The organism is Acrocarpospora phusangensis, from assembly GCF_016862995.1.
In the GTDB taxonomy this organism is placed as follows: domain Bacteria; phylum Actinomycetota; class Actinomycetes; order Streptosporangiales; family Streptosporangiaceae; genus Acrocarpospora; species Acrocarpospora phusangensis.
In genome coordinates this window covers 1-19,328 of the sequence record NZ_BOOA01000027.1, presented here as the reverse complement: position 1 = coordinate 19,328, position 19,328 = coordinate 1, and the positions used below count along the sequence as shown (strand labels likewise).

Here is a 19,328-nt window from a genome sequence, read left to right as displayed (position 1 = left end):
TCTGGCCCCTCTCAACCGGCGACCAGGACGGCCTTCATGACCGCGCCCGCCTCGACGTCGTCGAGTGCCTGGTCGGCGGCCTCCAGCGGATAGGTGACGACCAGCTTTTCGAGATCGAATCGGCGCGTCAGCGCCGGCAGGAGGTTTACGTACTCGGCCAGGTGGGCGCCGGTGAAGCCCCACGAGCCCAGCACGTCCAGCTGCTTGTAGACGATCAGATGAGGGTTCACTTCCGTGTCTCCCCTGTCGGTGTACTGGCCCACCACCAGATAGGCGCCGCCTCTGGCCGCCATCCGCAGGCCCTGCGCCACGGCGGGCGGCGAGCCCGTGCACTCGATGACGAGATCGGCCCCCTTGCCGCCGGTGAGGTCCATGACGGCGGCGAGCGCGGGCTCCGGGCCGTCCGGTCCTTCGACGTCGAGGTGGTGGTCGCCGAAGCCGGAGCGCGCCGCGAGGTCCAGCCGTTCCGCGGGGCCGCCGACGAGGATCACCTGGGCGGCGCCCGCCAGGTGGGACAGGGCGGCCGCGGCCAGGCCGACAGGTCCGCTGCCCTGCACGACGACCACGTCGCCGGGCCGTACGGGACGGCGGTCGTGGAGCGCGTGGACCATGGTCGGTCCCGCGCAGGCCAGCGACGCGGCGGCGAGTGGCGGGACGGCGTCCGGCAGCTTCACCACGGTCGTGCCCGCGCGCAGCACCATGTGCCCGGCCCACGAGCCCGACAGCCCGGGATGGTCCGCCAGCCCGAGCGTCACCCCGTACGTGCTGCGCCGCAGGCACAGGGTCGGCTCCCGCCGGCCGCACGCGACGCAGCGCCCGCAGGAGATGGACGATGACCACATCACCTGGTCGCCAGGGCGCAGCGGGCTACCGAAGTAGTCCTCGCCGGCCCCGTTCCCGCAGGTCACAACCGTTCCGACGCCTTCGTGCCCCAGCACGAGCGGGAGCGGAACCCGCAGGAAGCCCGCTCTCAGGTGCACGTCGGTGCCGCAGACCCCGCCGTAACGGACGGCGACCACGATCTGCCCCTCGTCCGGCGGCGGGACCGGGAATTCGCGGATCCCCACCGACTCGCCGAACGTCGCCAGGACGGCGGCCCGGGTGGAGGTCAGGCCGTTCATACGAGCTTCCTTTCGCAGGACGGCTTGCAACTATAGTTATAAGTCATCACAACAAAAGTTGCCATAGCTGGGTTCAGTGCCCGTGCCGGATCGGCCGGTCCGGGTGCGCGACGCCGTCGGCGAGGATCTGCGTGACCTCGGCGAGCATCTTCCTGGCGCTGTCCTCGCGCCACAGGTTGGTGTTGTACTCCAGGCTCCACCACAGCCCGTCGCCCCGCCGGAAGGCGGAGAAGAACAGGTCGTTGCGGGCCGTACCGGTCGAGACGTAGCGCCAGTCGACGCGGCATCCGGCCAGCTCCAGCGGCGGGGCGTCCTGCCAGTCGCTGGAGACCTGGAAGAGGGCCATCTTGTTGCCGTGCCGCCCGCTGCCGGCGGCCTGGATCATCTTCGGCACGGGGAGCCCCTGGTGGTCGTGCGCGTCGAGGGTCAGGTCCCGCACCTGCCGTACCAGGCCGGTGAAGCCGAGGTCGGGGTCGCACCGGACGGGCAGGACCAGCATGCCGGTGGTGCATCCGACCAGGTCCCTGGCGGCCGGCAGGTGCCGGTTCTCCGAGGGGACCGCGAGCGGCACCACCTCCTGACCGGCGCGCCGGCTCAGGAGCGCGGCGACGGCCGCCGTGGTGACCATGAACGGTGTGGTGCCGGTGGCGCGGGCGAAGGCGGCGAGCGCGCCGGCGTCGCCCCCGGCCATCTCCAGATGGCTGCCGTCGAAGGTCAGCCGGGACGGCCTCGGCAGGTCGGTGGGAAGCGCCAGTTCGGGCACACCCGAGAGGCGTCTGCGCCAGAAGTCCGTGAGCCGCGGTTCCTCCCGGTCCAGCCAGCCCGGCTCCCACGCCGCGTACTGGCCCCACGTGAGCGGACCGGCGGGCAGGGCGGGGCTGACGCCCGCGCGGGCGGCGGCGTACGCCGAGGACAGGTCGCGGCAGACGACCGCGAGCGCGAGTCCGTCGACCGCCACGTGGTGCGCGGTCAGCATGAGCCGGTATCCGCCGGGGAGGCACAGCAGGCTCGCGCGCAGCGGCGGCTGCCTGGCCAGGTCGAACGGCTGCCGCGCGGCGGCCCGCTCCCTCCGGTCGGCCTCGGCCGTCGCGGCGGCCGGAGGCAGGGACCGCAGGTCCACCGTCTCCAGGCACGCCGGGGGCGCGGTGGGCAGTTGCACGACATGGTGGTCATCCATGGTGTACAGGCTGCGCAGCGCTTCGTGCCTGGCCACGACCCGGGCGAACGCCGTCGCCAGGGCCGTCTCGTCCAGTTCGCCTTCGATGTCGATGACCAGCGGCACGTTGTACACCGGCTGACGTGGCGCGAGCCGTTGCACCACCCAGATGTCGGCTTGCGCCACCGTCAGTGGCGATCCGCCGGACGGCGTGGCCGGGACGGGCTCCGGCACGGGCCGTACGCGTTCCAGATCGACGAGCCCGGCCAGTTCGGCCACGGTCGGGCATTCGAACAGCCGCCGGACCGGCAGCCGCACGCCCAGGCGGTCGGCGATCGCGTCGAGCAGCTCGACGGCCAGCAGGGAGTGACCGCCGGCGGCGAAGAAGTCGTCGTCGCAGGTGAGCTCGGGCCGGCCGAGAGCGGCCCGCCACAACTCCAGCAGGGTGTCCTGCACGTCCTGCGGAGCCGGCGGCGCGGCCAACCCGATCAGCTGCGGAAGGGCGTGGCGGGGCAGCCGGTCGCGCAGGTACGCCAGGAGCCCGGCCGGCTCGACGTCGGGACGGGCGGGAAGGACCTCCGCGCGCAGCCGCCCGTCGACCAGGCGGACCCGGGCCTCCCTGATCGCGGGATGCACCAGCAGGGTGGCCTCGATCGTGTCCAGCGGCACGCGCACGCCCTGCACGAGCGGCAGCCGGTCGGGCGGTCCGAGCGTGACCAGGGTGTCGCCCTCCCACCGGCCGAGCCGCCCGGTCGGAAGGGGGGCCAGCCCGTCCCCCCGGGACGTGACCCGGTCGCCGACGATCGCGCACAGCTGCGGGTAGATCTGGTGCACCTCCCCCACCACGCCGGTCGGGGAGAGCAGGGCGCCGTCGGTGAGGACGACGTCGTGCGCGAGCGCCGGCGCTCCGGGCGGCGGCCGTTCGCCCAGCGCCCGGCGACGTTCGGCCGGGCCGAGCAGCGGCAGCTCGGCCAGCGCGCGGTCCGGATTGGCGAGCGCCGCCGTCAGCGCGTTGCGCAGGTGCCCCACGAAACGCTCCGCCCACGCGGCGTCGAGGAGCTCGGCGTCGCACTCCAGCCAGAGGTGCCCGGTGCCGCTGCCGGTCCTGGCCTCGATCAGCAGGTCGAACCTGGCCCGGCCGCGGGGCACCTCCCGCTGCCGTACGGCCATGGGCCCGATCCGCTGCGGGCCGGGCAGCTCGGTCGCGTGCGTGAACACCACCTGGAGCAGCGGCGGGCAGCTGGCGTCGCGTCCCTGGCCGACGAGGTCGACGAGCCTCGGGAAGGACACGTCCTGGTGGTCGAGCGCGTCGAAGTTCAGCTCGGTGACGACCTCCACGAGGGCGCGGAAGGACATGTCGGGGTCGAGGCGGAGGCGCAGCGGGAGCAGCGTGGCGAAGAACCCGATGACGTTCTCGAGCTCCTCGCGCGGCCTGGCCTCCGACGCCGAGCCGATCACCAGGTCCCGGCGGCCCGTGTAGCGGTGCAGGACCACGCCGAGGGCCGCCAGCAGGATGGCGGCCCGGGTGGTGGTCTCCTGGGCGATCAGCCGGTCCATCCCGGCGATCAGCTCCGGATCGAGGTCGAAGCGCAGCCGCTCGCCGCGCCCGCTGCGCTCGACGGGCCGCAGGCGCGGGCCGACCAGGTCCAGCACGGGCTCGACCCCCGCCAGCTGTTCCTTCCAGTACGCGAGGTGGTCCGCCGGCTCCCCCCGCTCCTGCTGGGCACGGGCGTGGTCCAGGTAGCCGTACGGCGGCGCCGCGCCCGGCGCGCCCGGGTCGCGGTAGAGCTCGTCCAGCTCGCGGACCAGGATGCCGGCCGACCAGCCGTCGGCGATCAGATGGTGCAGGCCGAGCAGGAGCGCGTGCCGTTCCCGGTCCAGGCGCAGGAGCGCGGCCCTGATCAGGGGACCCTGTTCGAGCCGGTACGGCTGGTCGGCGAACTCGGCGGCCAGCCGCGCTACGGCCTGCTCCTGGTCCGGCCCGGGAAGCCGGGTGAGATCGACCGGCTGGCTCAGGTCCAGCCGCACGTCCGGCAGCAGCCGCACCACCGGCCTGCCCGCCACGTCGTGGAACGTGGAGCGCAACGTGGCGTGCCGATCCAGTACCGCCGCCAGCGCCGCCCGCAACCGGTGGGGTTCCAGCGGACCGCCGAGTTCGAGCACGATCAGCTCGTTGTACTGACCGCTGTCCGGAGCCAGCCGCTCCACGAACCAGACCTGCTGTTGCTCCCGCGACAGCGGCAGGTGGGTCATGGCGTCCCGCCGTCAGCGGCGAGCGGGGCCCGGGCCAGGAACTTGGTCACCGAGTGCCGGTGCGGCGTCCAGGCTCCCTCGTGCGAGGAGGAGATGTCCTCGTCGCGCACCTCCCAGATTTCCCAGCCCTGGTACAGCTCGAGGAGCCGGTCGTGCCCGAGCAGCAGCCGGGGCGGGTTGTCGTGGCCGGACAGGTCCTGGGCGCGGTCGTTGAACGAGCAGAGCAGGTGCGCGCCGCCCGGCCGGGTGGCGTCCTGGAGGACGCGTACGAGCTGCCTGGCCTCGGCGTGGCTGACGAGCCAGTGGATCACGCTGTCGCAGAGGACGACGTCGTAGGCGGCACGTTCCGGCGGGGTGGTGAGGACGTCCGCCTGCCGCCATTCCACGCGCGGCTCGCCGGGCCAGGTCTCGGCCGCGTTGCGCAGCGCCCTGGCCGACACGTCCACCGCCGTCACGTGGGCTCCCTGCCTGGCCAGGTGTACGGCGTTGCGGCCCTCGCCGCAGCCGGCGTCGTACACGCGCCGGCCGTCCACGGGGTAGCGGGCGGTGAGCGCTTCCAGGAGCGGTTCCGGCTCCACGCCCCAGACGCAACCGGAGGCCGCGTACACGGCCTCGCATCCGCCGTCGACCTGACGATTCTGCTGGATGGTCATGTCACTTCCTCTGTCTAGGTCCGCGGGGTCACGCGGCCTGGCCGGCGAACGCGGCGGCCGCCAGCCAGCGGGAGTCGGGGCTGTGCAGGCGCAGCTTCGCCAGCAGCGCGGCCGGGTCGTCGGCCGCGACCGTCAGCCGGCTGGTCGCGAAGACGCCCGCCTCCGGGTCGGACCAGGCGGGCCCGTCGTGGGGGATCTCGGCCGCCAGCCGTACGGCGGGAGGGCGGCCGTGGCCTTTCTGGAGGGTGTGCGGCGAGAAGACGGGGACACCGGTGGCCATCGCGGCCAGCCGCATCGTGCCGGACAGCCGCGGGTTGAGCTCCAGGACCAGCGGGCCGCCGTCCTCGGGCACCAGGTATTCGATCTCCACATAGCCGGTGATCTCGGCCCGGACGGCGATGCCGGCCGTGAGCTCGTACAGCAGCTCGGACAGGACGGGGTCGGGCTCCGGGAGGGGGCAGCGGCGCAACCGGCGCCACGGCGGGACGAGATCCCGGCCGGTCGGCCCCTTCCACACGGGCGGGAAGATCACCAGGCGCTCGGCGTCGCGGTAGGCGATCATGGAGTACTCGATCCCGTCGCGGTACGGCTCGCAGAACTCCCGCGCGGTCACGGGCGGACCGCCCGGCCCGAGCAGCCGGATCCCCTGGCTCTGCGTGCCGTGCCTGGCCTTGACGACGACGGCTCCGTCCAGGCCCTCCCCGTCGGCCCGCTCGCGCGCGTGCCACCACGGCAGGGTCGGGAAGCCCTCGGCCCGCAGGAACTCCTTCATCACCAGCTTGTCCATGCCGAGCAGCACCGCCCGGTGCGACTGGCACAGCACCCGGTGCCCGGCCGTCTCGAGGCGGTCGGCCAGGGCCCGGTCGCGCAGAAGGGTGTCGTGGTCGGAGACGAAGACCGCGACGCGACCCGCGCAGAGCTGTTCCAGCCGGCGCGGATCGACCGGATCGACCGGGCCGAGCGGAACCACGGGATCGTCGTCGCCGGCGGCCCGGAAGTAGGGCATCCAGCTCATGACGCTCCCCGGCCCCACCAGGTGGATGAAGCCGCTCACCGCCGCGCCCCCCGCGAGGTCGTGAGGCCGGCCAGGGCGGCGTCCGCGGCGGCCAGGTAGCCGTCCAGGACGAGCGGCTCCGGCGCGTTGAGCTGCGGCCCGAGCAGGCTGACCCACTGGCGGTGCAGGGACTCGCTGACCGGCAGGTCACCCGGCCGGTAGCCCAGGGGCGTACGCAGGACGTCGGGGGACGCCTCGCCGCGGAAGACCGAGGCCAGGTGGAGCGGAGCGCTGCGCGGCACCCCGGCGGGCAGACCGTGAGCCTGCAACGCCGCGATCAGATCGTCTCTGGTGAATCCCGCGCTGTCCTCGTCCACGGCGAACACCACGTCGTACCACCCGCCCGTCGTCGCCCCCGCCGCGACGGGCAGCTCTTCCACCCCGGGGTGGACGGTCAGCCGGCTCAGCAGGGCCCTGGCATTGCGCTGCTTGGCGGCGACCAGTTCCGGCAGGCGGCGGGCGTGGCTGGCCGCGAGCACCGCCGCGATGGGCGTTATCCGGAGATTGCCCCCGAGCCCGACGTCGGCGAGCCCGCGTAACCGGGGATCGATGACGGTCTCCGCGCTGCGCTGCTGGAAGGAGCTGAGCAGGCAGGCGAGGTCGTGGTGCCGGGCGTCCCGGGCGAGCAGGACGCCTCCCATGCCGCCCGAGACGAGCTTCAGGCCGCCGATGCTGTAGACGGCGAGGTCGCCGAAGGTGCCGACGGAACGGCCGTCCAGCGTGGAGCCGTGCGCGTGGGAGCAGTCCTCGATGAGGGGCAGGCCGTGCTCCCGGGCCAGCGCGGCGATCTCGGCCATCGGCGCCGGGTGGCCGAAGAGGTGCGTGACGGCGATGGCCTTGGTCCTGGGGGTGACGCGCTCCCTGAGCGTGTCGGCGCTCACGTTGCCCTGGGGCGTACCCGCGTCGCACAGGACGGGGACGGCGCCCAGCAGGAACAGCGGCGAGGCGGTGGCGAGGAAGGTCAGCGCGGGGACCAGCACCTCGTCGCCCGGCCCCACGCCGAGCGCGTGGTAGGCGGCGAGCAGGGCGCTGGTGCCGGAGTTCAGGGCCACGGCGTACCGGCCGTCGTGCGCCCGGGTGAACAGCTCCTCGATCTCGGCGAGCTCGGGCCCGTGGTGGTAGTCGAACGTACGGCCGGCGCGCGCGAGCTCCGCCACGCGGGCCAGCGACTCCTCGTCGTAGCGGGGCCACGCCCGCTGCCGCACGGTGGTTGCGCCGTCGGTCGCGGTGGAGGGTGCCGTGGAGGGTGCCATGGTGGTCATCGGGTCGTCTCCCTGCTCAGTTCCCCGGTGAGGTCGGTCAGGTCGCGGTCGAGGGCGGTGAGGATCGCCGGCAGCTGGGAGGTCAGGAAGAAGTGCCCGCCCGGCAGCGGCGAGAGCTGGAACCGGCCGGTGGTCTCCCGTCGCCAGTAGGCCATGCGGTCGGGCCCGGCGTAGTCGTCGTCCTCGCCCGCGAAGGCGTGGATCGGGATGCTCAGGGGCTCGCCGTCGTGGTACGGGTGCGTGGCCACCACGGTGAGGTCGGCGCGCAGGGTGGGCAGCAGCGCGTTGAGGATCTCCGGCCGTTCGAGGATCTCCCGCGGGGTTCCGTCCATCCGGCGCAACCAGCTGATCAGGCCGTCATCCGGTTCGTTCCAGCCGCCGACCGTGGTGTTGAGGCAGGGGCCGGGGCTGCCGGACACGAAGAGCGCGCGCGGCGAGGGGCCGCCGTCCGCGCTCAGCCTGCGGGTCAGCGCGAGGGCCACGCGGGCGCCCATGCTGTGCCCGAAGAAGGCGGTGGGCCGGTCGAGGTACGGGGGCAGGATCGCGCAGAGCCAGTCCACGAGCTCGCTCATCCGCTGGAAGGGACTCTCGTGGTAGCGGTCCTCCCGGCCGGGCAGTTGCACGCCGAGAACCTCGACGCCGGCCGACGGCCGCAGCGCCCGGTAGACCGACAGTCCTCCTCCGGCGTACGGAAAGCACACCAGCCGCATCGCCGAGGTCGAGCCGGGTGCCAGCAGCCGGACCGGCTCAAGAACCGAAAGTGATGACATGTGCCACCCTGCCTTGAATTAGACCATTTCCAGAGCCAGCCGGCCCAGCATCGCGACGGCGAACGAGCCGCCCTCCCGCTGGGGCCGCCGCCCGTACGCCATGAGGAGGTTGTCCAGCACCAGCACGTCGCCGGCCCGCCAGCTGAAGCGGTGCTCCACCCGGTCGTAGGCGGACTCGATGACGGCGTGCTCCTCCGCCGTCAGCGGTCTCCCGTCGCCGAAGGCGGTGTCGGCCGGCAGGCCCGCCGTGCCGTAGGCGGCCTCCAGCACCGCGCGCTCGTCCGGCAGCAGCGCCCATCTGCTGAGGAAGCCGAGCTGGTTGAACCAGACCGGATCGCCGGTCTCCGGGTGCCGGACCACCGCCGGCCTGCGGCGCGTGGTCCGCAGGCTGTCGCCCCGCGTCCACTCGCACGTCACCGCTTCCGCGGCGCAGTGGGACTCGACCCGCTCGCGTTCCTTCGTGGCGAACGCGGCGGTCCACGGCACGCCGACGTAGGTGCGGAAGTTCCGTACCAGCGTCCAGCCGGTGCGTTCGGCGTGCGCGACCAGGTCGTCCGGCAGGGTGGCGAGGACGGCGCGGCCGTCGGCCAGCACCGCGTCGCCGTCCGCGCCGGGCGCGCGCAGGCAGGCCACGACCAGCCGCGCGGGCGGCCTGAGGGCGTAGGCGGCCTCGGGATGCGGGCAGAGGACACGCTCGTCCGGCCAGGGCAGCGGACCGTAGACACGATCGGCCAGCTCCTCGCGCGGGACGAACCACTCCCCCGGCCGCGACGGCTCGCTCCCCAGCGCCGCCAGCACCGGCGTGAGATCGGCGGGCGTGCGCAGCGGCATGCCGCGGACGAGCACGGCGCCGCTCTTCGCCAGCGCGGTGTCGAGTTCGCCGGCGCGCCGGCCCAGCCACGCCGCCGCCTGCGCTGTCCCGCGCGCGGCTTCCGGGGGCGTGCTCCACCGCTCCGGGGCGCTCATGCCGGATCCGCCGGTCCGACCCGCGCCAGGTCTCGTCCAGGAGAGTCGATCAGGAGGCTCACGGCGGCCGTCGCCGCGTCGAGCGCGTCCGTCACCGCCGTCTCGTCGTCGCCCTCGGCCATGATGTGTCCCAGCCGTCCGTATCCGTCGCGCGCGGGCGCGACCGGCGCGCCCGGCTCGCCGGAGAAGTGCACGTTCACCACTCCGGGTACGCGCCTGGCGACGTCGATCCCGGAGGCGTCCCGCAGCCGTCCCGTCCGGGGCGCGAGGATGAAGCGGATGCCGGCGTGCCGGTTCAGCGTGGGGACGAGGTCGGGGACGCGGCCGCAGGCCTGCGCGATCTGCTGGGCCAGGAGGTCGACGCCGGTGGCCCGCCGTACCAGCTCGGGGATGAGGCCGCCGGCGAGGCGCGGGTTGACCTCGACCACCACCGGCCCGTCCGCGGTCAGCCGTACCTCCGTGTGGGCGGGTCCCAGGGTGAGGCCGAGCGCCTTGAGCGTGCGCGTGGTGAGATCCACCAGGATGGCCCTGGTGGCGGCGGGAAGCGGGGCCGGGAAGTGGTGCCCGGTCTCGACGAACCACGGCGGCGGGCCCAGGCGCTTGGCCGTGATCCCCAGGCAGACGACGTCGTCGCCCAGCCCCATGGTCTCCACGCTGAACTCCGCTCCGGCGAGCAGTTGCTCGATCAGGACGCGCGGCCGGATCGGCTGCCCGCGCACGTTGTGCGTACGCCGGAGCAGGAGCGCGGCGTGGTCGCTCGCTTCGGCCGGGGTCTCGCAGAGCCGGACGCCCTCGGAGGCGGAGCCCTCGGCCGGCTTGACCACGCACGGCAGCCCGACCGACTCCAGCGCGCCGGCCACGTCGCCGATCCGCTCGACCACCGCGAAGAGCGGCTGGGCCAGCCCCGCTCGCGTCAGGGCGCGCCGGGTCCGCGACTTGTCCCGGCACCGGGCGACCGCCTGGGGCGGGTTGGCGGGGAAGCCCGCCGCCGACGCCAGCCGCGTGGCGGCGATGGTGTAGAAGTCGCTGGTGGTGGTGATCCCGGCGAGCGGCGTCTGCGCGCCGACGGCGGTCGCGAGGGCCGCCGCGTCCGCGGTGTCGGCCCGCACGACCTGCGCCCCGGTCTCCGCCAGCCCCCGGTAACGCGACGGGTCCTCGGTCACCAGCACCGGGACCAGGCCCTGCTCGCGGGCGCGTACCAGGGCGCGCATGCCGGTGCCCGTGGTGTTCGACTCCACGAACACCATCCGGGCGCCGCCGTCACCCGCGCTGAGCCGGGCGAACGACCAGCCGCGGACCGGCTCCCCGTAGGGAACGAGGCTCGGGGCCGTCGCGCGGGGCTGCGCCGTCACTCCGCGCTCGCGAAGGTAGGCCTCGTCGAAGATGGTGTGGACGTACCGGTCACCCCGGTCGGGCAGGACGGCCACGATCCGGGTCCCGGCGGGCGCCTGCCCCGCCAGGTACCGGGCCACCCGGTACACCGAGCCCGAGGTGTTGCCGGCGAAGAGCTGCTGCTCGGTGGCGAGCTCCATGGTCGCCTCGAACGCCTCGCGGTCGTTCAGCCAGTGGATCTCGTCGATGACCGCCCGGTCCACGTTCGCCGACCGCAGGCTGTTGCCCAGGCCGCTCTGCAGCCGCCCGGGCCGGTCCGGCTGGTCGAACAGCACGCTGCCCACGCTGTCCACCGCCACCACGCGCACCGGCTGCGGCTGGGTGAGCCTGAGTGTCCTGGCCGCGCCGCACAGGGAACCTCCGGTGCCCACCGAGCCGACGAGCACGTCGACCCGTCCCAGATCCGCCAGGAGTTCCTCCGCCAGGCCCGCGTACGCGCTGGGGTTGTCCGGGTTGGTGTACTGCCGGAGCCAGAAGGCGTCGGGCATGGTGGCCAGCAGCTCGGCCAGCAGGTCCAGCCGCGCGCCCTGCCAGCCGTGCGCGCCCATCTTGTCGACCACGTACACGGCGCAGCCGAGCGCCTTCAGCTTGGCCATGGTGAGGGGGTCGATCCGGGGATCGGTGACGATGTGCACGGGGTGGCCGAGGGCGCGCCCGACCAGGGCCAGGCCCAGCGCCATGCTGCCGGAGGAGCTCTCGATGATGGGCGCGCCGGGGCGCAGCAGGCCCGCCGCCCGGGCGGACCGCAGCATCTGCCTGGCCACCCGGTCCTTCATCGCGTAGAGGTTCTGCAGTTCCAGCTTCGCGTACAGCTCCGCCTGGCCGGCGGGCAGCCTCAGCCGGACGAGCGGCGTGTGGCCGATCGCATCCACCACGTCGTCGTGTCGCACTCAGCGCCTCCCGGATGCAGCACATGAGACGGCGTTCATCCGCCGCCGATCCCGAACAGCCCGTCCAGTTCCGTACGGGCCCGCGCGTCGGCCTGGCGCAGGCGTGCCAGGTCGAGTTCGACACCGTCGAAGGCGCCGCCCTGGGCGGTGAGCAGGTCGTCCACCCGCCGTGGATGCGCGCTGCCCAGCCCGCGCCACCGGCTCAACGCCGTCTCGGGCGCGAGGGCCGCCAGCGCCGCGGCCGGATCGGTGAGGCGGTGGCCTTCGCCCGCGGCCAGTTCCCGGAGCAGCGGGACGTCGGGGCGGTCGGGGGGCAGGCCGCGTTCCATGGCCGCGCGGACGTACCTCCCCGCCACGACCTGCGCCGCCCGCCAGGGCAGCGCCTCCCGCAGGCAGAGCGCGTTGGCCAGGGCGAAACCGCCGATGTAGGTGGGGCCGAGGGCCGACCACATGCGGTCGTGCCGCCACTCGGCGGCGTCGATGGCCGCGCCCAGCAGGCGCAGCGCGGAGCGGAGGTGGTCGGCCATGGCGAGCAGGTTCGCCCCCGCCTCCTTGCCGACCTCGACGGAGTTGGCGTAGGGGGTGTTGCGCTGTCCCGTGAACACGTCCGTGGCCAGCGCCGCCACGTGGCCGAGGCGGCCGCGGACCCGTTCGAAGATGGGGTAGTTCTTCTTCTGCGGCATCGCCGAGGAGATCGCGGCCAGTTCGTCGGGCAGGGCGAGGAAGCCGTAGGCCTCGCCGGCCCACGCCATCAGGTCGGTGGTGAACCGGCTCAGCGTCACGGCCAGGGCGGCCCACTCGCCGGCGAGCGCGAGATGCCAGCCGCGCCCGGCGACCGCGGTCAGCGCGTGCGGCACCGGCGCGGCGAAGCCCAGCAGCGCCGCCAGGCGCCCGCGGTCCCAGTCCAGCTCCTGCCCGGCCATGGCGCCCGCGCCGAGCGGGCAGCGGTCGATGTCGTGGTAGGCGGCGACCATGCGGCGCGTCGCGTCCAGCGTCTCACCGGCCAGCGCCGCCAGGTAGAACCCGGGACTGATCACCTGGGCGGCCTGCAGGTGGGTGTAGCCGGGCATCGGCACGTCCGTCAGCGGCGCGGCGGCCCCCAGCACGGTACGGCCGAAGGCGAGACACGCTCCCGCGCAGTCCAGCAGCAGCCGCCTGGCGAACATCAGCTGGGCGGTGGCCTGCAGGTCGTTGCGGCTGCGGTCGACGTGCCAGGCCGCGGGGACGTCATCGGCCGCCGCCTGCACCACGCCTTCCAGGGCGAAGGCGAAGTCCGACAGGTTGGCGTCCGGGTCGGCGTCGAGGTCCTCCGGCCGTACGGCGTCGAGCGCCCGCGCCAGCGTCGTGGCGCCGTCGGCGTCGAGCACGCCCATCCGGAGGTACTCGGCCAGGAGCGCCTTCTCCGCCCGCACGTACCCCGTGAGCAGGTGGCGCCGGTCGTAGGCGAACTGCGGCGCGAGGGCCTCCTCCTGCAGCAACCTGGCGGGCCCGCCCGTGAGCCGTCCGGTCAGTGATGACGTCAACGCTCCCCCTCGGCGACGGCGGCCAGATCCGCCAGGACCGGCCGCTCCGTGATGTCCACCAGCGACACCAGCCCGTCCAGCCTGACCACCAGGCGCACGGCCGCCAGGGAGTTGCCGCCGACCGCGAAGAAGTCCTCGTCGGTGCTCACCTGGTCGGCGGACCGGCCCAGCACCTCCGCCCACGCTTTCGCGATCAGCCGTTCGGTGCTGGTCGCGGGGGCCTGCCGTACGCCGGTCAGGGACCGGTCCGCCAGTGCGAACAGGGCCCGGCGGTCCACCTTCCCGTTCTCCGTGAGCGGCAGGTCGGCCACCCGCAGGCAGTGGGCCGGGACCATGTGCGCGGGCAGGACGGCGCCGAGCGTGTCGCGTACCCGGTCGGGCGCGAGTTCCTCGCCGGTGTAGAAGGCCAGCAGGGTGACACCGGACGGATCGTCGCGGACCAGCACGACACCGGAGTTCACGCCGGGCACGGCCAGGAGGCGGTTCTCGACCTCGCCCACCTCGACCCGCATGCCGCGGATCTTCACCTGCTGATCGCGCCTGCCGAGGTACTCCAGCACTCCGCCGGGCGTCCAGCGCCCGATGTCGCCGGTCCGGTACATGGCCTGCCCCGGCCGCAGCGGGTCGGGGACGAACGACTCGCGGGTGCGTTCCGGGTCGTTGACGTACCCGCGGCCGACGCAGACACCGGAGAAGACGATCTCGCCCGGCGTGCCGAGCGGAACCAGGCGCCGCCGCTCGTCGAGTACGGAGACGGCGACGTTCGGCACCGGGCGGCCGACCGGCACCAGCTCATTCGGCGGCACCGTACGCAGGATCGCGTGCGTGGCGTCGTCGGACGATTCCGTCGCCCCGTACGCGTTGACCAGCGGGATCCCGGGGAAGGCCGCGAACCACCGGCGGACGAGCGCCCGGCTCACGGCCTCGCCCGTCACCGAGACGCAGCGCACCATCCCCAAGTCGCCGTCCCGTACCGACTCCTCCGTGAGCAGGACGTCCAGGTAGCTCGGGACGACCTGGAGCACGCTCGCCCCCTCCGCCCGCAGAATCGTGCAGAACTTCCCGAGGTCGACCAGGTCGTCGGGGCCGATGATCAGGGTGCGCCCGCCCACCAGCAACGGCGCGCACAGCTGCCAGAGGGAGATGTCGAAGCACTGCGGCGCGTTCTGCACCACCACGTCGTCAGGCCCGAGCTCCAGATCCTCGATCTTGGCGAGCAGGTGGTTGATCATGCCGCCGTGCTCGCACATGGCCCCCTTGGGCTGCCCGGTGGAACCCGACGTGAAGTAGATGTACGCGAGCCGGTCGGCCGCCACCGGCACCGGCGGCGCGTCGCCAGGACAGGGCAGGACCCGGCGCACACCCTCCAGCCCGGGCTCGCCCAGTGCCTGCTCCAGCGGCGCGACGCCGTCGTCGGCCAGCACCCACCGGCAGCCGCTGCGCCGCAGCAGCATGGCGATGCGCTCCGGCGGGTAGAGGGGGTCGATCGGCAGGTAGACGCCGCCCGCGCGCAGGATGCCCAGGACCGCGGCGGCCCAGGGCAGGTCCCGCCGCATGACGACGGCCACGACGTCCTCGGCGGCCAGTCCCGCCCGGTGCAGGCCGCCGGCCACGTGGGCGGCGGCCGTGTCGAGCGCGGCGTAGGTCCAGGAGCCGCTCGGGGCCCGGACCGCGAGCCGGTCGGGGTGCAGGGCGGCCTGCTCCGCCACCAGTTCGGCCACGCCCTTGGCGGGGAGTTCGCGCGCCGGACCGGCCAGGTCGTGGATCTGCAGGTGGCGTTCGGCCGCGTCGAGCAGGTCGGCGTCGTCGTGGGCGGCGTCCGGGTCGGCGACGAGGTGGGACAGGGCGGCGAGGTGATATCCGGCGACGCGTTCCGCGTGGTCGTCGCCGAACCGGTCCGGCGCCAGCCGTACCTCGAGAGTGCCGGGGGTCCAGCTCAGCGTGAGCCCGGCCCGCGCGACGCCGCCGAACGCGGCGTCGCAGTCGGCGAGATCCTGACCGGTGAGTTCGCCCGCGATCCCGATGAGCTCCCGCCACGAGGTCGCGGGCAGGTCGAGGCGGTGGCAGCGGCCGTCCCGGCGGGTGCAGACGGTCCGCTGGCCGGTCAGCCTCGCCAGGACGACCAGGTGGGCGGCGAGCAGGACCTGCTCCACCGGCACGTCCAGCGCGTCGGCGAGGCGTGCGACCCCTGCCGGCAGCGTACGGCGGGCGGCAGGCGTTCCGGCGGCTGTGGAACGCCAGGACGGGAGAACGGTCATGGGGTACCTCCGGCCAGGTCGGTCACGCCGACGGGATCGGTCGTGGTCCGTTCGGTCCTCGGCATCGCTCACTCGCTCGCGGTGTGGGCCGGCGCGCTCAGCTCCTCGGCGAGCAGGGCGCGCAGGACGTCCGGGCAGCGCAGATAGTCCAGGTGCCGGCCCGGAAGGGTGCGATGCCGTACCTCGGCCACCTCGTCCCAGCCGTCGTGCACCAGGTCGTCGGGGACGACGTCGTCGGATCGCCAGCCGAGGACCGTGACCGGGCAGGGCAGCGGCCGGTCGTCCGCGTAGCGGAAGCCGCGCTGCGTCTCCAGGTCGACGACGAGCGTCTCGGCGGCCAGCTCCACCAGGTCGTCCGGCACGCGTGCCCGGCCCATCTGCGCGAACAGCGCCTTGACCTCCGCCATCGGGTCGAAGGCGTTCAGGTCCACGAAGTTCAGCCGGCCGTACAGGCCGCGTTGCGGCGGCCCCCAGGAGGAGGCGATCAGCCGCGCGGGCGGGCGCACCCCGCTGTCGTGCAGGTTCCAGATGGTCGCCAGCGCGTACGGCACGGCCCCGCAGTGCCCGATCAGGGCGTACGGCCGGTCGGCGTAGCGGGCGATCGTCGCCCCGAGGTCGGCGGCGAAGTCGGCGTGGTTGCGGTGCGGCCGCTCCCGCAGCCGGTTCTCCCGGCCCGGCGGCTGCAGGGGGCAGACGGCGATCGGCCCGATCGCCGACGGCCAGTCCCGGTAGGACGAGGCTCCCACCCCGGCGTACGGCAGCGCGAACAGCAGCAGCCGCGCGTCGTCCGGCGGCGGCCGCAGCAGCCAGCGGCCCGGGGTCGCGGTGATGCTCATCGCTCCCCTCCCCCGGTCTCGCCGACCGAGGCCAGGACCTGCGGCGCCCGCCCGGCGGGACGGACGGAGACCGGCAGGCCGGTGATGCCGTTGATGAAGTTGGAGTAGAGGTGGGTGACCTGCCCCGCCACCTCCAGCTCGGAGACGCGCAGCGCCAGCTCCTCCAGGAGGATGGGCAGGGCGAGCCGGGCGGCGGGCGCTCCGTTGCAGAAGTGGATGCCGTTGCCGAAGGCCAGGTGCGGGTTGGGGTGCCGGTCGGGGCGGAAGGTGTAGGGGTCCTCGAAGACGGCCTCGTCCCTGTTGGCGGAGGCGATCCAGGCGCACACGGTCTCTCCCGCGGCGATCGGCGTGTCCGCGATCACGACGTCCGTGTTCGCCCGCCGCAGCAGATGGTTGGTGGGGGTCGCCCAGCGCAGCGCCTCCTCGACGGCGTGCCGCGTGCTCGTCTCCCCCGCCTTCAGCCTCCGCCACAGCCCGGGATCTCGCGCGTACGCCTCGACCAGGTGCGTGGCCACGTGCGGGGTGGTGGTGTTGGCCCCCATCACGAAGCTGTAGCAGTTGAGCAGCACGTCGTCCGGGCTGAGCTTGCGTCCCTCGTGCTCGACGGAGAGCAGCATGGAGATCATGTCGTCCCCGGGCCGCGCCCGCCGTTCCCTGATGAGTCCGTGGAAGAGGGCGAAGAGTTCGTAGTGGGCGGCCTGGAGGGTCTCCTCGGTGGTGCCGTGCGCGAAGGCGGGGTCGGCGGGCGCGACCCCGGACATCGTCCAGCGGGCCACGTCCGCCCAGTCGCTCTCGGGCACGCCGATGACGTCGCCGACGGCGATCATGGGGAGCGGCAGAAGCAGGCCGGCCATGTCGTGGACGCCGCCGTCGGCCAGCGGGGCCAGCAGCGCGCGTACCCGGTCGCGGACCTTCCCCTCGTGCCGCTGCATCGCGCCGGTGGCCAGCAGTTGCATGGTCGGCACCCGGATCGAGCGGTGCTTGGGGGGATCCATCAGGTTGATGGTCCGCCCGCCCGCGCTGTCGCCGCCGAGGACGGCCAGGATCGTTCCGTGCTCGGAGCTGTAGGTGCGGTGGTCCTTGATGACCTTCAGCACGTCCGCGTACCGCGTCACCGACCAGAAGCGCCCGCCGTCGGGACCGGTCTCCGGCCACACCGGTGCTCGCTCCCGCAGGGTGTGCCAGGCGGCGTGCTGCGATCCCGACCGGAAACGCTCGGGATCGAACAGGTCGATCTCCTCGAGCGGTGTCGGCTGCGGCGGCGGGGCAGTCAGGTTTCGCATGACCTCATCCGGGATGCACGGCAACGGGCATGCGGGTCAGCCCGTTGATCCAGTTGGACAGGAGATGGGTGGGTACGCCGGTCGGCTCGACCCGGCGGACATGGGTGAAGAGCCACTCGAAGGCCATGGTGAGACCCGCCTTGGACAGGTGTGTGCCGATGCAGAAGTGCGCGCCGACGCCGAAGCTGAGATGCGGGTTGCGCTCGCGGTCCAGGCGGAAGGCGTACGGGTCGGCGAAGACCTCCTCGTCCCGGTTGGCGGAGGCCACCCAGGCGCAGACCCAGTCACCCGCCTTGATCGTCGCCCCGTCGAGCTCCGCCTCGGCGTCGGCCCGGCGGACCAGGTGGTGCGTCGGCGAAGTCCAGCGGGCGCCCTCGTCGACCAGCGCCGGGATCAGGGAGCGGTCGGCGGCGACGGCGTCCCAGAGGTCCTCGCGCCGCGCCAGCACGGACAGCGTGTGCGCGGCCACGTGCGGCGTGGTCGAGTGGGCGCCGAGGATGTAGCTGTAGCAGTTGAGCAGGATCTGCCACTCGCTCATCGGCTGCCCGGCCGGCTCCATCGCCGACAGGATGGTCAGCAGGTCGTCGCCGGGGTTCCGCCTGCTGTGCCGCAGCGCCTCCGTGAACAGCTCGAACAGGGAGTGATGCGCGTTGCGCATGCTCTCGGCCGGGGAGTTCCCGGTCCGGAACTCCGGATCCTCGGGGGCGATGCTGGCGTGGGCCCAGTGGGCGATCTGCGGCCACAGCGGCTTGGGGACGCCCATCATGTCGCCGAACATCGTCATGGGCAGCAGCCGTACGAGACCGGCGAAGTCGTGTTCGCCCCCGCCGGCCAGCGGGGACAGCAGCTCGTCCACCCGCGCTCTGATCAGCTCCAGCCTCCTGCGCACCCCCGAGCCGCCGAGCAGCCGCATCGCGGGCTTGCGGATGGCGGTGTGCTCGGGCGGGTCCATGAGGGTGATGGTCAGCCCGCCGGCCGGGTCGCCGATCCCGACGGAGGCGAGGATGGTGCCGTCCACGGAGCTGTAGTTCTGGTGGTCGCGGAGGATCCGGTCGCAGTCGGCGTAGCGGGTGACCGACCAGAAGCCGGTGCCGTTCGGGGCGGACTGCCAGTGCACGGGCGCGTGCTCGCGCATGGTCCGCCACAGCGCGTGCTGGCAGGCGCCGCGGTAGAGGCCGGGGTCGGCCAGGTCGACGCCGGCCGGGCTCGGGCGCAGCAGCGGGTCGGGCGCGGTGATCTCCACGTCAGCGCCCGGTCGCCAGGACGCGGCCGCCCACGCCGGAACGATCGACGAAGGCGGCGAGGTCGGCGATCCTCGGATGGGCGAAGAACTCCCTCGCGGTGACGGCGATGCCGCCCTCCCGCAGCTGCTCCAGGACGGCCACGCTGCGCAGCGAGTCGCCGCCGAGCTGGAAGAAGTCGTCCTCGCGGCCGACCCGGTCCAGGCCCAGGGTCTCCGCCAGCACCGTGGCCAGCAGGCGCTCCATGGAGGTCCGCGGGGGGACGTACGCCGGCAGGTCGAGCTGGTCACGCGAGGCCCACGGCTGCGGCAGCGCCCGCCGATCGATCTTGCCGTTGGGATCGACCGGCAGCTGGTCCAGGAGCACGTAGTAGGAGGGGCGCAGGTATTCCGGCAGGCGCTCCCCCACCCAGGCCCGCAGGTCGGCGGCGGTCAGATGGCTGTCCGGCGAGGCGCTGACATAGGCGGCCAGCCGTTTGGCCCCGGTGTCGTCGGCCACCGCGAGGACCGCCGCGCCCGTCACGTCGGCGTGCGCGGCCAGCGCCGACTCGAGCTCCCCGAGCTCGACGCGGAAGCCGCGGACCTTGACCTGCCGGTCGGCGCGGCCGGCGAATTCGAACTCGCCGTCGGGCAGCCGCCTGCCGCGGTCGCCGGTGCGGTACATGCGCGCG

Annotated in this window: 14 protein-coding genes; all 14 read right to left on the bottom strand. The window is 73.7% G+C overall.

Translation table 11 applies throughout. The features are described 5' to 3' along the window. Positions 1 to 11: 11 nt before the first annotated feature. Positions 12 to 1,121, bottom strand: a complete 1,110-nt coding sequence (locus Aph01nite_RS17740) for a zinc-binding dehydrogenase (RefSeq protein WP_204042020.1) — start codon at positions 1,119 to 1,121, stop codon at positions 12 to 14. Positions 1,122 to 1,194: 73 nt separating this feature from the next. After that, positions 1,195 to 4,530, bottom strand: a complete 3,336-nt coding sequence (locus tag Aph01nite_RS17735; RefSeq protein ID WP_204042019.1) for a condensation domain-containing protein — start codon at positions 4,528 to 4,530, stop codon at positions 1,195 to 1,197. Beyond that, entirely contained in the window at positions 4,527 to 5,183 is a 657-nt protein-coding gene (locus Aph01nite_RS17730; protein ID WP_204042018.1) for a class I SAM-dependent methyltransferase, read from the bottom strand. Before Aph01nite_RS17730 ends, Aph01nite_RS17735 begins: the two co-directional genes overlap by 4 nt. A 28-nt stretch (positions 5,184 to 5,211) precedes the next feature. After that, positions 5,212 to 6,237, bottom strand: coding sequence for an ATP-binding protein (locus Aph01nite_RS17725; protein WP_204042017.1), 1,026 nt, complete (start codon positions 6,235 to 6,237; stop codon positions 5,212 to 5,214). Continuing rightward, entirely contained in the window at positions 6,234 to 7,499 is a 1,266-nt protein-coding gene (locus Aph01nite_RS17720) for a DegT/DnrJ/EryC1/StrS family aminotransferase (RefSeq protein WP_204042016.1), read from the bottom strand. The genes Aph01nite_RS17725 and Aph01nite_RS17720 overlap by 4 nt, the downstream gene beginning before the upstream one ends. Further along, positions 7,496 to 8,269 (bottom strand): thioesterase II family protein, encoded by a 774-nt coding sequence (locus Aph01nite_RS17715; protein ID WP_204042015.1) that lies wholly within the window; start codon positions 8,267 to 8,269, stop codon positions 7,496 to 7,498. Before Aph01nite_RS17715 ends, Aph01nite_RS17720 begins: the two co-directional genes overlap by 4 nt. An 18-nt stretch (positions 8,270 to 8,287) precedes the next feature. Further along, positions 8,288 to 9,235 carry a TauD/TfdA family dioxygenase gene (locus Aph01nite_RS17710; RefSeq protein WP_204042014.1) on the bottom strand — a complete coding sequence of 316 codons (948 nt, stop codon included), beginning with the start codon at positions 9,233 to 9,235 and terminating at the stop codon, positions 8,288 to 8,290. Then, positions 9,232 to 11,517: a pyridoxal-phosphate dependent enzyme gene (locus Aph01nite_RS17705; protein ID WP_204042013.1), complete on the bottom strand. Its 2,286-nt coding sequence runs from the start codon at positions 11,515 to 11,517 to the stop codon at positions 9,232 to 9,234. The genes Aph01nite_RS17710 and Aph01nite_RS17705 overlap by 4 nt, the downstream gene beginning before the upstream one ends. A gap of 35 nt (positions 11,518 to 11,552) precedes the next feature. Further along, the gene (locus tag Aph01nite_RS17700; RefSeq protein WP_204042012.1) at positions 11,553 to 13,040 is read right to left on the bottom strand and encodes an argininosuccinate lyase; all 1,488 of its coding nucleotides are present in this window, start codon (positions 13,038 to 13,040) and stop codon (positions 11,553 to 11,555) included. Next, positions 13,037 to 15,298: a non-ribosomal peptide synthetase gene (locus Aph01nite_RS17695; protein ID WP_204042011.1), complete on the bottom strand. Its 2,262-nt coding sequence runs from the start codon at positions 15,296 to 15,298 to the stop codon at positions 13,037 to 13,039. Before Aph01nite_RS17695 ends, Aph01nite_RS17700 begins: the two co-directional genes overlap by 4 nt. Positions 15,299 to 15,366: 68 nt before the next feature. After that, positions 15,367 to 16,134 carry a thioesterase II family protein gene (locus tag Aph01nite_RS17690; RefSeq protein ID WP_204042010.1) on the bottom strand — a complete coding sequence of 256 codons (768 nt, stop codon included), beginning with the start codon at positions 16,132 to 16,134 and terminating at the stop codon, positions 15,367 to 15,369. Further along, positions 16,131 to 17,417 carry a cytochrome P450 gene (locus Aph01nite_RS17685; RefSeq protein ID WP_204042009.1) on the bottom strand — a complete coding sequence of 429 codons (1,287 nt, stop codon included), beginning with the start codon at positions 17,415 to 17,417 and terminating at the stop codon, positions 16,131 to 16,133. Before Aph01nite_RS17685 ends, Aph01nite_RS17690 begins: the two co-directional genes overlap by 4 nt. Positions 17,418 to 17,421: 4 nt before the next feature. Beyond that, the gene (locus Aph01nite_RS17680) at positions 17,422 to 18,660 is read right to left on the bottom strand and encodes a cytochrome P450 (RefSeq protein WP_204042008.1); all 1,239 of its coding nucleotides are present in this window, start codon (positions 18,658 to 18,660) and stop codon (positions 17,422 to 17,424) included. Between the two features lies 1 nt (position 18,661). Continuing rightward, positions 18,662 to 19,328: non-ribosomal peptide synthetase (locus Aph01nite_RS17675; protein ID WP_204042007.1), on the bottom strand; the 667-nt coding region annotated here is incomplete at its 5' end.